Raw genomic sequence first — 14,426 nt, forward strand, 5'->3', positions numbered from 1 at the left:
CTGCTCGTCCCGTCACCACGACTCGCCCACGCGCCCGCCCCGTCACCACGACTCGCCCACGCGCCGCCCTCCTCCGCGCGCGTCAGCCGCCCTCGCCCTGCGGTGCGTCGTCGTCCTCGCGCGGCAGTGCGTCGTCGTTGCCCCGCCGGATGGTCCGCAGCGGCCGGCCCGGCTTCCAGGTGCGGAAGACGATGTCCGCGGCCTCGATGGTGACGCGCACCACCTCCTCCACCTCCACCCGGAAGAGGTGGAACTCCTCCGGCACCTCGCCCTGCGGCATTCCCGCCGCCCAGCGCGCGAGCTCGGCCGGCTCGGTCACCTCCACCGCGCGCCCCGAGACCCGCACGTCTCCCCCGCTCATGTCGGAGCCCTCGCCCGGGTTGGCGTACATCGCGAACCTGTCGTCGCGGCGCAGGTCCAGCGCCTTGAGGGAGTTCGGCATCATTCCCAGCCACATCTCCCCCTCCCGGAAGTCGGCCTCCAGCCCCGACAGCCGGGGGGAGCCGTCACGACGCAGGGTCGCCAGGACGTGGTGGGTGTACGTGCCGAAGCGCTGTTCCACGGCGCCGGCGAACCCGGGTTCGGCCCTGTGGAACTCGGCCCAGCTCACCCCGCGCGCGGTACGGGGTGCGTGCGCGGTACGGGGTGCGTGCGCGTTCGTCGTCATGCGGCCACTGTGGCGCGGTAACCGGACATCTTCTGTCGGGTATCGCGTGGCGTTCAGGTCAACTCGGGATGCGGGCCAGTGCCGCTTTCGCCGACGGGGACAGACGGTGGTGTTCGGAGGCGGCGTCGAGCACGGGTACGGCCCGCTTGTCCCCCAGCGCGCCGAGGCCCACCACGCACGCCTCCGCGATCGGCCAGTAGTGCAGGGGTCCGATCAGCAGCCGCTGGAGGACGTTGATGAGGGTGGGGACGGACTCGGGGGCTCTCAGAGCCGTCAGGAGACGGACCGGGTAGAGCGCGTAGGCGGTGCGCAGCTCGTTGGTGGCCAGGGCCGCGGCGGCCTTGGCGGTGCGCGGGTCGCGTAACCGCTCCAGGGCGTGGGCGGCGCTCGCGCAGCAGACCGGGTCGCGGTAGTTCAGCATGAACACGAGGGTCTCGAAGGCCCGCTTGTCCCCCGCGTTGCCCAGCGCGAAGGCCGCTATCTCGCGGGCCCACAGCGGCCGTTCGGTCTCCACGAGCACGGCGGCGAGCTGGTCGCGCGCCTCGGTGCCGCGCTGCCTGGCCAGCGTGACCAGGCGCGCGTACTCGACGGGCTCGGCCTCGGTCCGCACTCGGTCGATCAGCGCTCGGAAAGCGTCGCCCACTTCGGTCCCCCTCACGTGCCGCGTTCCACAGCGTGGAAGTGTTCCTACCCCTGGCTTTCTGATTACCCACGAGTTACGGTGCTCATCAGAGCGGTACCCCCGCTCAGGCGGTTTGGTGACGCAGCCGCCGAGAGTGACGTCGGTTCGGCGGTGGGCCCCTTCCGCGCCCCAGGCGTGCGGCCCGCACGGACCGCCCCGCGCTCCGGCCCCGGGACAGGGCCGCGCAGCGGGGCGTGACCGGTAACTCCCCTGCCTCGCGCATGTGTACGCCCGTGCGCCCGGTAGTGCACGAAACCCTCACCCTCATCAGCCGCGCCCCCCCTGGGGGCCTGTGTCACACCCTCTGGAGTCCCCTGATGGACCGTCCTGCCCTGCGCACCATCGCCATCGTCGGCCTCGGCACGATGGGTACCGGCATCGCCGACATTCTCGCCCGCGCCGGGCGTGAGGTCATCGGCATCGACACGAACGAAGCAGCCGCGCGGCAGGCCGTTGCCGCGCTGGAGACCGCCACCGCGCGTTCGGTGGAACGCGAGCGGATGACACAGAGCGAACGGCGCGACGTGCTGGCACGGTTCCGCACCTTCACCGGGATCGAGGCAGCCGCCGAAGCCGACCTGGTCATCGAGGTGGTGCCGGAGGACTACGACACCAAGTGCCAGGTCTTCGCCGCGCTGGACACCCTCGTGCGCCCTGAGACGATCCTGGCCACCGGCACCAACGCGCTGTCCGTGACGCGGCTGGCCGCGGACTCCGACCGGCCCGAGCGCGTCCTGGGCCTGCACTTCTTCAACCCCGCGCCGGCGATGAGGCTGGTGGAGATCGTCTCCTCGGTGCTGACCTCGCCGCGCGCCGTCGCCGCCGTCACCGCGCTCGCCGAGGAGTTGGGCAAGGAAGCGATCGCGGTCGGTGACCGGCCCGGTTTCGTCGCGGACGGCCTGCTGTTCGGCTACCTGAACCAGGCGGCCACGATGTACGAGTCGCGCTACGCCACCCGCGAGGACATCGACTCCGCCATGCGGCTGGGGTGCGGTCTGCCGATGGGCCCGCTGGCCCTCCTCGACCTGATCGGGGTGGACACGGCACGTACCGTACTGGAGGCCATGTACGCCCAGTCGCGGGACCGGCTGCACGCGCCGGCCCCCGTGCTGCGTCAGCTGGCCGACGCGGGGCTGACCGGCCGCAAGGCGGGCCGCGGCTTCTACACCTACGCCGCGCCCGGCAGCGCCGAGGTGGTGCCCGACGCCCTGACCCCCGACCCGGCGGCGTCCGGCGCGGCGGGCCGCTCGGTGACCGCGGTCGGCGTCGTGGGGTCGGGAACGATGGCGGGCGGGATCGCCGAGGTGTTCGCCAAGGCGGGCTTCCCGACGGTGCTCGCGGCCCGCGGCGAGGCCAAGGCGAAGGCCGCCAAGGAGCGGGTCGGCGCCTCGTTGGACCGCGCGGTGAAAAAGGGGCGGATGACGGGCGGCGACCGGGACGCCGCCATGGCGCTGATCACCCCGGCGGGGTCGCTGGACGCGCTGGCCGGGGCCGACCTGGTGGTCGAGGCGGTGGCCGAGGACCTGGACGTCAAGCGCGCGCTGTTCCGGCGGCTGGACGAGGTGTGCGAGCCGGGTGCCGTCCTGGCCACGACCACCTCCTCGCTGCCCGTGGTGGCCTGTGCCCGGGCGACCTCGCGGCCCGCGGACGTGATCGGGATGCACTTCTTCAACCCGGCGCCCGCGATGAAGCTGGTGGAGGTCGTCACCACGGTGCTGACCGGCGAGGAGGCGCACGCCACCGTCCGCGAGATCTGCGCGAAGGTCCGCAAGCATCCGGTCGACTGCGGGGACCGCGCGGGCTTCATCGTCAACGCGCTGCTGTTCCCCTACCTGAACAACGCGGTGAAGATGGTGCAGGAGCACTACGCCTCGCTGGACGACATCGACGCCGCGATGAAGCTGGGCGGCGGCTACCCGATGGGCCCCTTCGAGCTGCTGGACGTCGTCGGTCTCGACGTCTCGCTCGCCATCGAACGCGTGCTGCACGAGGAGTTCCGCGATCCGGGGCTGGCGCCCGCGCCGCTCCTGGAACACCTGGTCTCCGCGGGGTGTCTGGGCAGGAAGACGGGGCGCGGCTTCCGCGAGTACGCACGCCGGTGACCGGGGGCACCGCCGGGTGGGGTGGGCTGCTGGACCCTGCGGGCAGCGGCCCGTCCCCCCACCCCGTCACGGCGTGTAACGTTCCCCACATGCCAGAGCCCGAGAAGAACTCCCGTACGACCAGCACCCGTGCGAACGGTGCCGCATCCCAGCGCCTCAAGGTGCGCCGGGAGTTGGCCGCGGCGGCGATGGAGCTCTTCGCCACGAAGGGTTACGAGGCAACCACGGTGGATGAGATCGCGGCCATGGCGGGGGTCGCCCGGCGCACCTTCTTCCGGCACTTCCGCTCCAAGGAAGAGGCGATCTTCCCGGACCACGACGACACCCTGGTGCGCGCGCAGGCGGTGCTGGAGGCGGCACCGGCACACGAGCACCCGCTGGACACCGTGTGCCGCGGCATCAAGGAAGTCATGAAGATGTACGCCGCCTCTCCCAAAGGCAGCGTGGAGCGGTACAAGCTGACCCGCGAGGTGCCGGCGCTGCGCGAGCGGGAGATCGCCTCGGTGGCGCGCTACGAGCGGCTGTTCACCCGGTATCTGCTGGGGCACTTCGACGAGGAGGCGCACCGGGACGGGGTCAGCGGCTACGACGAGCCGCTGCTGGCCGAGGTGGCGGCCTCCGCCGTGGTCACCGCGCACAACCACGTGCTGCGGCGCTGGCTGCGCTCGGGCGGCACCGGTGATGTGATGTCCCAGCTCGACCACGCGTTCGCGATCGTACGGCGCACCTTCGGCACCGGCTTCGGCGCGCACCGCCCAGGCTCCGAGCGGCCCGCTGCGGCCGTGGCGCGCAAGGACGAGGTGCTGGTGACCGTCGCGCGTACCGACGCGCCGCTGGGCGAGATCATGTCCACGATCGAACGCGCGCTCGGCCAGGCCTGACGCGCACGGGCGAGGGAGTCGGGTGAATTGCACCCGCGTCCCGCCCCGCGTTCCCCCGTCCGCACCCGGGGAGTGGAAACCATGGCGCGTGAGGCGACATGGAGGTGCGGCGGTGTCGGTGGCGCCAGGCGGGTCGAAGAACCCCAGACAGTGGTTGCGGACCAAGTCCGTCGAGGAGTCCATTCTCGACACGGACGATCCCGAGCGGGGACTGAAGCGGTCACTGAGCGCGCTGGACCTGACCGTGTTCGGCGTCGGCGTCGTCATCGGCACCGGCATCTTCGTCCTGACCGGACAGGTCGCCAAGACGACCGCCGGACCCTCGGTGGCCATCGCGTTCGCCATCGCCGGCGGGGTGTGCGCGCTGGCCGCCCTGTGCTACGCCGAGTTCGCCTCCACGGTTCCGGTCGCCGGTTCCGCCTACACCTTCGCCTACGCCTCGCTGGGCGAACTGCCCGCCTGGATCATCGGCTGGGACCTGGTGCTGGAGCTGGCGCTCGGCTGTGCGGTCGTCGCGGTCGGCTGGTCGGGCTACGTGCGCTCCCTGCTGGACAGCGTCGGCTGGGGTCTGCCGCAGTGGCTCTCGGGCACCAGCGAGGAGACCGGGTTCGGCTTCGACCTCCTGGCCTGCCTGCTGGTGCTGGCGCTGACCGCGGTCCTGGTGGCGGGCATGAAGCTGTCGGCCCGCGTCACCACCACCGTGGTGGCCATCAAGGTGGGCGTCGTCCTGCTGGTCATCATCGCCGGGGCCTTTTTCGTCACGGGTGACAACTACGATCCCTTCATCCCGCCCGCCCAGGGCGCCACCGACTCCGGGGCCGGATGGGCGGCGCCGCTGATCCAGCTGATCTCGGGCTACCAGCCCACCTCCTTCGGCGTGATGGGCATCTTCACCGCGGCGGCCGTCGTCTTCTTCGCCTTCATCGGCTTCGACGTGGTGGCCACCGCCGCCGAGGAGACCCGTGATCCGCAGCGCGACATGCCGCGCGGCATCCTCGGCTCGCTGGTCATCTGCACGGTGCTCTACGTCGCGGTCTCTGTGGTCGTCACGGGGATGCGCAAGTACACCGAACTGACGGTCGACGCCCCGCTGGCGGACGCGTTCAAAGCCGTCGACCAGCCGTTCTGGGCCGGGCTGATCAGCTTCGGCGCGGCGGTCGGCCTCACGACGGTGTGCATGATCCTGCTTCTGGGCCAGTCGCGGGTGTTCTTCGCCATGAGCAGGGACGGGCTGCTGCCGCGGCTCTTCTCGCGGGTGCATCCGCGCTTCGACACCCCCTACCGCTCGACGGTGCTGCTCGGCGTGGTGGTGGCGGTCATCGCGGGTTTCACCAGCATCTCCGAGCTGGCGGAACTGGTGAACGTGGGCACGCTGTTCGCGTTCGTCGTGGTGGCCCTGGGCGTGCTCGTCCTGCGGCGCACCCGGCCCGACCTGCCGCGGGCCTTCCGTACCCCGCTGGTGCCCGTGCTGCCGCTGGTCTCGGTGGCGGCGTCGCTGTGGCTGATGCTCAACCTGCCCGCGGAGACGTGGGCCCGGTTCGGCGTGTGGATGGCGCTCGGTGTCGTGCTCTACGCGGTGTACGGGCGCAAGCGCAGCCGGCTGCGGCGGGGCGAGGAGCCGCCGGAGCACCACGTGCCCTGACACGGCACCGGAGCACCACTGCCCTGACGCGCGCGAGCACCGCGTGCTCCCGTCGCGGCACTGGAGCACCGCGTGTCCTCGGCACTGGAGCACCACGTGCCCTGACGCGGCCCCGGGCCAGACGTCTGCGACCTGCGGATCCGGCCCGCCTGATCGATCATCGCTCACATGAGAGCACCTGCTTCCATGTGAGAATTCGCGGCACTCGGTGTCTTGTGCGCTGGCACTGGGTGTCATACCTTGGCATCAGTCCGGGCGCTGTCCCCGCGGCCGAAACCGTGTCGCCCCGGACCGCTCGGCGTCACGAGCGACCCCGCGCACACCCGCGCATACGCACCAGCCGAACCGACGGCGCTGCCTCACAACCGACGACCCCCTCGGGCTCCTTCCGGCCGGACGCCGGAGGGGTCCTGCCGACTTTCGCGCTTCGCCGGAGGCATACCGTGAACCAGATCCTCGACGCGATCCTCGCGTCCGACACCTCCCCCGAGGACTTCGCCGCCCTCCCCCTGCCCGACTCCTACCGCGCCATGACCGTCCACAAGGACGACGCCGGGATGTTCGAAGGGCTGGAGACCCGGGACAAGGACCCGCGCAAGTCGCTCCACCTGGACGAGGTGCCCGTGCCCGAACTCGGCCCGGGCGAGGCCCTGGTGGCCGTGATGGCCTCCTCGGTCAACTACAACTCCGTGTGGACCTCGATCTTCGAGCCGATGTCCACCTTCGGCTTCCTGGAGCGCTACGGCCGCCTTTCCCCGCTGACCAAGCGGCACGACCTGCCGTACCACGTCATCGGCTCCGACCTGGCGGGCGTCGTGCTGCGCACCGGCGCGGGCGTCAACTCCTGGAAGCCGGGCGACGAGGTCGTCGCACACTGCCTCTCGGTCGAACTGGAGTCCGCCGACGGGCACAACGACACGATGCTCGACCCCGAGCAGCGCATCTGGGGCTTCGAGACCAACTTCGGCGGGCTCGCCGAGATCGCGCTGGTCAAGTCCAACCAGTTGATGCCCAAGCCGGACCACCTCAGCTGGGAGGAGGCCGCGGCGCCCGGACTGGTCAACTCCACCGCCTACCGCCAGCTCGTCTCGGGCAACGGCGCCGGCATGAAGCAGGGCGACAACGTCCTCATCTGGGGCGCCAGCGGCGGCCTGGGCTCCTACGCCACCCAGTTCGCGCTGGCCGGCGGCGCCAACCCGATCTGCGTGGTCTCCAGCGAGGACAAGGCCGAGATCTGCCGCCGGATGGGCGCCGAGGCCATCATCGACCGCAAGGCCGAGGGCTACCGCTTCTGGAAGGACGAGCACCACCAGGACCCGAAGGAGTGGAAGCGCTTCGGCAAGCGCATCCGCGAGCTGACCGGCGGCGAGGACGTGGACATCGTCTTCGAGCACCCGGGACGCGAGACGTTCGGCGCGAGCGTCTACGTCACCCGCAAGGGCGGCACCATCGTCACCTGCGCCTCCACCTCGGGCTACGAGCACAGCTACGACAACCGCTACCTGTGGATGTCGCTGAAGCGCATCGTCGGCTCCCACTTCGCCAACTACCGCGAGGCGTGGGAGGCCAACCGGCTGATAGCCAAGGGGAAGATCCACCCGACCCTCTCCAAGGTCTACCCCCTCGCGGAGACCGGCCAGGCCGCCCACGACGTGCACCGCAACGTGCACCAGGGCAAGGTCGGCGTGCTGTGCCTGGCGCCCGAGGAAGGCATGGGCGTGCGCGACCAGGAGAAGCGGGCCCGGCACGTCGACGCCATCAACCTGTTCCGCGACACCGAGGGTGGGCGGACCAGCGGGCCCGGCCGGAACGTGTGAGGCGCGCCATGACCGAGCCACAGGACGACAGGCGCCCCAAGGACCGGCCCTGGCTGATGCGCACGTACGCCGGGCACTCCACGGCCGAGGCGTCCAACGAGCTGTACCGGCGCAACCTGGAGAAGGGCCAGACCGGGCTGTCGGTGGCCTTCGACCTGCCGACCCAGACCGGCTACGACCCCGACCACGTCCTCGCGCGCGGCGAGGTGGGCCGGGTCGGCGTGCCCGTCTCCCACCTGGGCGACATGCGGAGGCTGTTCGAGGGCATCCCGCTGGAGCAGATGAACACCTCCATGACCATCAACGCCACCGCCATGTGGCTGCTGGCGCTCTACCAGGTGGTCGCGGAGGAGCAGGGCGCGGACGTTACGCAGCTGAAGGGGACGACGCAGAACGACATCGTCAAGGAGTACCTCTCGCGCGGGACGCACGTCTTCCCGCCGGGCCCCTCGCTGCGGCTGACGACCGACATGATCGCCTACACGGTCGCGCACCTGCCCAAGTGGAACCCGGTCAACATCTGCAGCTACCACCTCCAGGAGGCCGGTGCCACGCCCGTCCAGGAGATCAGCTACGCGATGGCGACGGCGGTCGCGGTGCTGGACGCCGTACGGGACAGCGGGCAGGTGCCGCCCGAGGAGTTCGGCCAGGTGGTCGCGCGGATCTCGTTCTTCGTGAACGCGGGCGTCCGGTTCGTGGAGGAGATGTGCAAGATGCGGGCCTTCACCCGCATCTGGGACCGGATCACCGCGGAGCGCTACGGGATCACCGACGCCGGGCAGCGCCGCTTCCGCTACGGCGTGCAGGTCAACTCGCTCGGCCTGACCGAGGCGCAGCCCGAGAACAACGTGCAGCGCATCGTACTGGAGATGCTGGCCGTCACCCTCTCCAAGGACGCCCGCGCCCGCGCTGTGCAGCTCCCGGCCTGGAACGAGGCGCTGGGCCTGCCCCGCCCCTGGGACCAGCAGTGGTCGCTGCGCATCCAGCAGGTGCTGGCGCACGAGAGCGACCTGCTGGAGTACGAGGACATCTTCGCCGGGTCGCACGTGATCGAGAAGCGGGTGGAGGCGCTCGTCGAGCAGTCGCTGGCCGAGATGGAGCGCATCGAGCAGATGGGCGGGGTGATGGCGGCCGTCGAGTCGGGCTACCTCAAGTCCCAGCTCGTCGCCTCGCACGCCGAGCGCCGGGCCCGGATCGAGTCGGGCGACGAGCGGATCGTCGGCGTCAACTGCTACGAGTCGAGCGAGCCGAGCCCGCTGACCGCCGACCTGGACACCGCGATCCTGACGGTGGACCCGGCCGGTGAGGCGGCGACGGTGGCGGCCGTGGAACGCTGGCGCGCGTCCCGGGACGAGCCGTTCTGGCGCGAGGGCACCCGCGATCCCGGGCTGTACCCGAGCGCCGAACAGGCCCTGGCGGAGCTGCGCGAGGCGGCGTCCTGCGAGACGAACCTCATGGAGGCCACCTTGGAGTGCGCCCGCGCGGGGGTGACCACCGGCGAGTGGGCGGGGGCGCTGCGCGAGGTCTTCGGCGAGTTCCGGGCGCCGACGGGCGTCTCCTCGGCGCCGGTGGCGGTCGGCGCCGAGGAGGGCTCCGAGCTGGCCGGGGTCCGGGCGAAGGTGGAGCGCACCGCCGAGGAGCTCGGCGTCGGGAAGCTGCGGCTGCTGGTGGGCAAGCCCGGGCTCGACGGCCACAGCAACGGGGCCGAACAGATCGCCGTGCGGGCCAGGGACGCGGGCTTCGAGGTGGTCTACCAGGGCATCAGGCTCACGCCCGAGGAGATCGTCGCGGCGGCGCTCGCCGAGGACGTGCACTGCGTGGGTCTGTCCATCCTCTCCGGCTCGCACGCCGAACTGGTGCCCGACGTGCTGGAGCGGATGCGGACGGCGGGCGCGAGTGACGTCCCCGTGATCGTGGGCGGGATCATTCCGTCGGCGGACGCGCGGGCGCTGATCGAGGCCGGTGTCGCCGCCGTCTTCACCCCGAAGGACTTCGGGATCACCGAGATCATCGGCCGTATCGTCGACCAGATCAGGACACGGAACAAGCTCGAAGAAAGCGACCGAACGAGCGGCGCCGACGGAAGCCACGTCGCCACGTCCGGCCGGCGAGAGACTGTGGAGGTCAGCTAAGTGAGCAGCGAGAACCAGCAGCGTGCGCTCCGTCCGCGCCGCTCCTGCCTGGCGGTGCCCGGCAGCAACCCGCGGTTCCTGGAGAAGGCCCAGGGTCTGGCCGCCGACCAGGTCTTCCTCGACCTGGAGGACGCGTGCGCGCCGCTGGCCAAGCCCGAGGCACGGCACACCATCGTGAAGTTCCTCAACGAGGGCGACTGGAGCGGCAAGACGCGGGTCGTCCGCGTCAACGATTGGACGACCGAGTGGACGTACCGCGACGTGGTCACCGTCGTGGAGGGCGCCGGTGCCGAGCTGGACTGCGTGATGCTGCCGAAGGTGCAGGACGCGGCGCAGGTCCAGGCGCTGGACATGCTGCTGACGCAGATCGAGAAGACGATGGGCCTCCAGGTCGGGCGCATCGGCATCGAGGCGCAGATCGAGAACGCCAAGGGCCTGGTGAACGTCGACGAGATCGCCGCGGCCTCGCCCCGGATGGAGACCATCGTCTTCGGGCCCGCCGACTTCATGGCCTCCATCAACATGAAGTCGCTGGTCGTCGGCGAGCAGCCGCCCGGCTACCCGGCCGACGCCTACCACTACATCCTGATGCGCATCCTGATGGCGGCCCGCACCCACAACCTCCAGGCCATCGACGGGCCCTACCTCCAGATCCGCGACGTGGAGGGCTACCGCAAGGTCGCCCAGCGGGCGGCGGCGCTCGGCTTCGACGGCAAGTGGGTGCTGCACCCGGGCCAGGTCGAGGCCTCCAACGAGGTCTTCGCGCCCTCCCAGGAGGACTACGACCACGCGGAGATGATCCTCGACGCGTACGCCTACTGCACCTCGGAAGCGGGCGGAAAGAAGGGCTCGGCGATGCTCGGCGACGAGATGATCGACGAGGCCAGCCGCAAGATGGCGCTGGTCGTCTCCGGCAAGGGCCGGGCCGCGGGCATGAAGCGCACCACCTCCTTCACCCCTGAGGAGGCATGAGATGCAGTTCGGCCGCACTTTCGAAGAGTTCACGGTGGGCGACACCTACAAGCACTGGCCGGGCAAGACCGTCACCGAGTACGACGACCATCTCTTCTGCCTGCTCACCATGAACCACCACCCGCTCCACCTGGATCGCCACTACGCCGGCTCGACGACGGACTTCGGCGAGAACGTGGTGGTCGGCAACTACGTGTACTCCCTGCTGCTGGGCATGTCGGTGCCGGACGTGTCGGGGAAGGCCCTCGCCAATCTGGAGATCGAGTCACTCAAGCACGTCGCCCCGACCTTCCACGGCGACACCCTGTACGGCGAGACGACGGTGCTGGACAAGACGCCGTCGAGGTCGAAGAGCGACCGGGGCATCGTGTCCGTCGAGACCAAGGGCTACAAGCAGGACGGCACGCTCGTGTGCGTCTTCCGGCGGAAGGTGATGGTGCCGACCGGGGCTTACATCGCCGCACGCGGCGGGGAACAGCCGGGCCGTCCCGAGTTGGCCGAGCCGGCGCCGAAGGGCGGTAAGTGACATGGGGCGTCTGGCGCAGACGGAAGGCCTGACGGAGATACAGCGGGAAATCGTCTCGACGGTTCGCGACTTCGTCGACAAAGAGATCATTCCGGTGGCCACGGAACTCGAACACGCGGACGCGTATCCGGACGAGATCGTGGCGGGCCTCAAAGAGCTGGGCGTCTTCGGGCTGATGATCCCCGAGGAGTACGGCGGACTCGGCGAGTCGCTGCTCACCTACGCGCTCTGCGTGGAGGAGATCGCCCGCGGCTGGATGAGCGTGTCGGGCATCATCAACACGCACTTCATCGTGGCCTACATGCTGGGGCGCCACGGCACCCAGGAGCAGAAGGACCACTTTCTGCCGCGGATGGCGGCGGGCGAGGTCCGCGGGGCTTTCTCGATGTCGGAACCCAGTCTGGGTTCGGATGTCTCGGCCATCTCCTCCAAGGGCGTGCGGGCCGACGACGAGTCCGGCGACTTCCTGCTGACCGGGCAGAAGATGTGGCTGACCAACGGGGCCTCCTCCACGCTGGTGGCGGTGTTGTGCCGGACGGACGAGGGCCATCCGCAGGGGACGGCTCCGCACAAGTCCATGACGACGTTCCTGGTGGAGAAGGAACCGGGATTCGGCCAGGTCAAGCCGGGCCTCACCATCCCCGGCAAGATCGAGAAGATGGGCTACAAAGGGGTCGACACCACCGAGCTCGTCATGGACGGTCTGCGCGTTCCGGCCGATCGCGTACTCGGCGGCACCACAGGACGCGGTTTTTACCAGATGATGGACGGGGTGGAAGTCGGCCGGGTGAATGTCGCCGCACGTGGCTGCGGTGTCGCGCAGCGTGCATTCGAGCTCGGTATCGACTACGCACAGCAGCGTCACACGTTTGGCAAGCCGATCGCCGGGCATCAGGCCATTCAGTTCAAATTGGCCGAGATGGCCACCAAGGTCGAGGCGGCACACGCCTTGATGGTCGGCGCCGCCCGCAAGAAGGACTCGGGCCAACGCAACGACCTGGAGGCGGGGATGGCCAAATATCTCGCATCCGAGTACTGCAAGGAGGTCGTCGAGGACTCCTTCCGCATACACGGCGGGTACGGTTTCAGTAAGGAATACGAGATCGAGCGGCTCTACCGGGAAGCGCCGATGCTCCTGATCGGCGAAGGAACGGCAGAGATCCAGAAAATGATCGTGGGCCGGCGACTGCTGGAGGAGTACCGCACTCAGGGCTGAATGTCCCTTTCGGGGGGTTTTCTTGGGGATCAAGATCACACCCCGCCCCGGGACTTCGGCCACTGACTGGCCCGCTGGCTTGCCCAGTTGCCCTCAGAAACCGATAGCATCCCGGGAAAGCCGCCGTCCCCTGTCTCCTAAGCGGCTCCCTCCGCTACGAAGGTCATTCATGCCCCACAGCCCTACCACTGCACCCAGCGGCTCACCCTTGCCGGGACCGGCTTCCGGCGCGAGCGGCGCGCCCCGCGTGCGCCTCGCGCGCGGAGCCTCGCCGTGGCTCGTGCCGACCGTCGCGACAGCGGCCCTCAGCCTGGCGCGCGCGCGCAAGTCGCCGCGCGCCAGGCTGGTCGCCGTCCCGGCCACGGCGCTCGCAGCCGGGATGCTGTGGTTCTTCCGCGACCCGGAGCGGGAAATCGGCCAGGGCCGGGTGATCTCCCCGGCCGACGGCGTGGTGCAGAGCATCATGCCGTGGGAGGACGGCCGTACCCGTGTCGCCGTCTTCATGAGCCCGCTGAACGTCCACGTCAACCGCGCCCCGCTGGCCGGCACGGTGACGTCCGTCGAGCACATCCCCGGCGGTTACGTTCCGGCGTTCAACAAGGAGAGCGAGAACAACGAACGCGTCGTCTGGCACTTCGACACGGAGCTCGGCGACATCGAGATGGTGCAGATCGCCGGCGCCGTCGCCCGGCGCATCGTGCCCTACCTGCCCAGCGGCGCCAAGGTCGAGCAGGGTGAACGTCTCGGGCTGATCAGGTTCGGCTCCCGGGTCGACGTCTACCTCCCCAAGGGGGTAGAGGCCGCCGTGGAGGTCGGCCAGGCCACGACAGCGGGGGTGACTCGCCTTGACCGTGATTGATCCCGACGCACAGCCCACCTGGGCCCCGGGCGCCGAGCGCACCGCCGAGCGGGACTCCGACTTCGCGGACGACTTCGCCGCGGACGACTTCGAGGACGACGCCGACGACGAGATGCCGCTCTCGACCCGCCTGTCGATCGCGGACACCCTGACGCTGGGCAACGCCACCTGCGGCTTCATGGCGGTGTACTTCACCACCACCGGCGTCCTGATCCCGCACCTGACGGGCAGCGAGGACGGCGGCATGGCCCGGCACAGCGCGGCCACGGCCGTGGTGCTGATGCTGATGGCGGCCGTCTTCGACCTCTTCGACGGTCTGGTCGCGCGCAAGCTGCGCAGCTCGGCCATGGGCGCCGAGCTGGACAACCTCTCCGACCTGATCAGCTTCGGTCTCGCCCCCGCCTACTTCGTGGCCGTGTGGGGCATGGTCGCCAACGACGCCAACCAGCGGGTCTCGGTGGTCGCCGCGATCGTGGTGCTGCTGGCGGTGGTGCTGCGGCTTGCCCGGTTCTCCTGCGTGCCCATGCGGAACGGGATGTTCCAGGGCATGCCAGGGCCTTTCGGCGCGCTGACCGTCATCTCGATCGTGCTGCTGGAGCTGCCGTTCATGCCCACCGCGCTGGGCATCCTGGGCGTCGCGTGGCTGATGGTCAGCCGCGTCGAGTACCCCAAGCCGCGCGGACGGCTCGCGGTGGCCATGCTCTGCTGGATCGTGCTCAGCATGGGCCTGCTGGCCTCCTGGGCGTTCGACGCCCCCGGCGGTGAGCTGCTGCTCCAGACCGGGTGCGCGCTCCAGGTCGTCCTCGGAGCCGTGATCCCGCTGTTCGCGACGGCGCGGCGGGTGAACGCCTTCCGCGACAACCGCCGCGAGGCGCGGGCTGCCGCGCAGGGCTGACCGACGACTACGGAGAGGGCCCGCCACCTGTGTGG

Annotated in this window: 12 protein-coding genes; 10 read left to right on the top strand and 2 right to left on the bottom strand. The window is 70.2% G+C overall.

Features of this window, described 5'->3' with window-relative positions; genetic code table 11:
* Nucleotides 1-82 precede the first annotated feature (82 nt).
* A complete protein-coding gene (locus tag AB8Z75_RS19395) occupies nucleotides 83-667 on the bottom strand; it encodes a pyridoxamine 5'-phosphate oxidase family protein (RefSeq protein WP_369203664.1) in 585 nt (194 codons plus the stop codon).
* Nucleotides 668-725: 58 nt separating this feature from the next.
* A complete protein-coding gene (locus tag AB8Z75_RS19400) occupies nucleotides 726-1,310 on the bottom strand; it encodes a HEAT repeat domain-containing protein (RefSeq protein WP_369203686.1) in 585 nt (194 codons plus the stop codon).
* 356 nt (nucleotides 1,311-1,666) lie between these two features.
* Between AB8Z75_RS19400 and AB8Z75_RS19405 the strand changes: the two genes are divergently transcribed.
* From AB8Z75_RS19405 to AB8Z75_RS19450, 10 genes are all read left to right on the top strand, one after another.
* A complete protein-coding gene (locus tag AB8Z75_RS19405) occupies nucleotides 1,667-3,451 on the top strand; it encodes a 3-hydroxyacyl-CoA dehydrogenase family protein (protein WP_369203666.1) in 1,785 nt (594 codons plus the stop codon).
* Nucleotides 3,452-3,540: 89 nt separating this feature from the next.
* Nucleotides 3,541-4,332, top strand: a complete 792-nt coding sequence (locus AB8Z75_RS19410; protein WP_369203668.1) for a TetR family transcriptional regulator — start codon at nucleotides 3,541-3,543, stop codon at nucleotides 4,330-4,332.
* Nucleotides 4,333-4,444: 112 nt separating this feature from the next.
* Complete coding sequence (locus AB8Z75_RS19415; protein WP_369203670.1) at nucleotides 4,445-5,974, top strand: amino acid permease; 1,530 nt, start codon at nucleotides 4,445-4,447, stop codon at nucleotides 5,972-5,974.
* A 443-nt stretch (nucleotides 5,975-6,417) separates the two neighbouring features.
* Entirely contained in the window at nucleotides 6,418-7,791 is a 1,374-nt protein-coding gene (ccrA, locus tag AB8Z75_RS19420; RefSeq protein WP_369203672.1) for a crotonyl-CoA carboxylase/reductase, read from the top strand.
* An 8-nt stretch (nucleotides 7,792-7,799) separates the two neighbouring features.
* Nucleotides 7,800-9,923, top strand: coding sequence for a protein meaA (locus AB8Z75_RS19425; protein WP_369203674.1), 2,124 nt, complete (start codon nucleotides 7,800-7,802; stop codon nucleotides 9,921-9,923).
* Nucleotides 9,924-10,895, top strand: coding sequence for a CoA ester lyase (locus AB8Z75_RS19430; protein WP_369203676.1), 972 nt, complete (start codon nucleotides 9,924-9,926; stop codon nucleotides 10,893-10,895).
* A 1-nt stretch (nucleotide 10,896) separates the two neighbouring features.
* Complete coding sequence (locus AB8Z75_RS19435; protein WP_369203678.1) at nucleotides 10,897-11,421, top strand: MaoC family dehydratase; 525 nt, start codon at nucleotides 10,897-10,899, stop codon at nucleotides 11,419-11,421.
* A gap of 1 nt (nucleotide 11,422) precedes the next feature.
* A complete protein-coding gene (locus tag AB8Z75_RS19440) occupies nucleotides 11,423-12,637 on the top strand; it encodes an acyl-CoA dehydrogenase family protein (RefSeq protein ID WP_369203680.1) in 1,215 nt (404 codons plus the stop codon).
* Between the two features lie 169 nt (nucleotides 12,638-12,806).
* Nucleotides 12,807-13,496, top strand: coding sequence for a phosphatidylserine decarboxylase (locus AB8Z75_RS19445; protein ID WP_369203682.1), 690 nt, complete (start codon nucleotides 12,807-12,809; stop codon nucleotides 13,494-13,496).
* The gene (locus tag AB8Z75_RS19450) at nucleotides 13,483-14,391 is read left to right on the top strand and encodes a phosphatidylcholine/phosphatidylserine synthase (protein WP_369203684.1); all 909 of its coding nucleotides are present in this window, start codon (nucleotides 13,483-13,485) and stop codon (nucleotides 14,389-14,391) included. Before AB8Z75_RS19445 ends, AB8Z75_RS19450 begins: the two co-directional genes overlap by 14 nt.
* Nucleotides 14,392-14,426: the final 35 nt, after the last annotated feature.

Origin of the sequence: Streptomyces sp. PU-14G, from assembly GCF_041028275.1 — a bacterium.
Taxonomy (GTDB): domain Bacteria; phylum Actinomycetota; class Actinomycetes; order Streptomycetales; family Streptomycetaceae; genus Streptomyces.

Coding starts and splice junctions, on each gene's coding strand:
- AB8Z75_RS19395 (WP_369203664.1), bottom strand. CDS start 667: ATGACGACGAACGCGCACGCACCCCGTACCGCGCACGCACCCCGTACC.
- AB8Z75_RS19405 (WP_369203666.1), top strand. CDS start 1,667: ATGGACCGTCCTGCCCTGCGCACCATCGCCATCGTCGGCCTCGGCACG.
- AB8Z75_RS19410 (WP_369203668.1), top strand. CDS start 3,541: ATGCCAGAGCCCGAGAAGAACTCCCGTACGACCAGCACCCGTGCGAAC.
- AB8Z75_RS19425 (WP_369203674.1), top strand. CDS start 7,800: ATGACCGAGCCACAGGACGACAGGCGCCCCAAGGACCGGCCCTGGCTG.
- AB8Z75_RS19435 (WP_369203678.1), top strand. CDS start 10,897: ATGCAGTTCGGCCGCACTTTCGAAGAGTTCACGGTGGGCGACACCTAC.
- AB8Z75_RS19440 (WP_369203680.1), top strand. CDS start 11,423: ATGGGGCGTCTGGCGCAGACGGAAGGCCTGACGGAGATACAGCGGGAA.
- AB8Z75_RS19445 (WP_369203682.1), top strand. CDS start 12,807: ATGCCCCACAGCCCTACCACTGCACCCAGCGGCTCACCCTTGCCGGGA.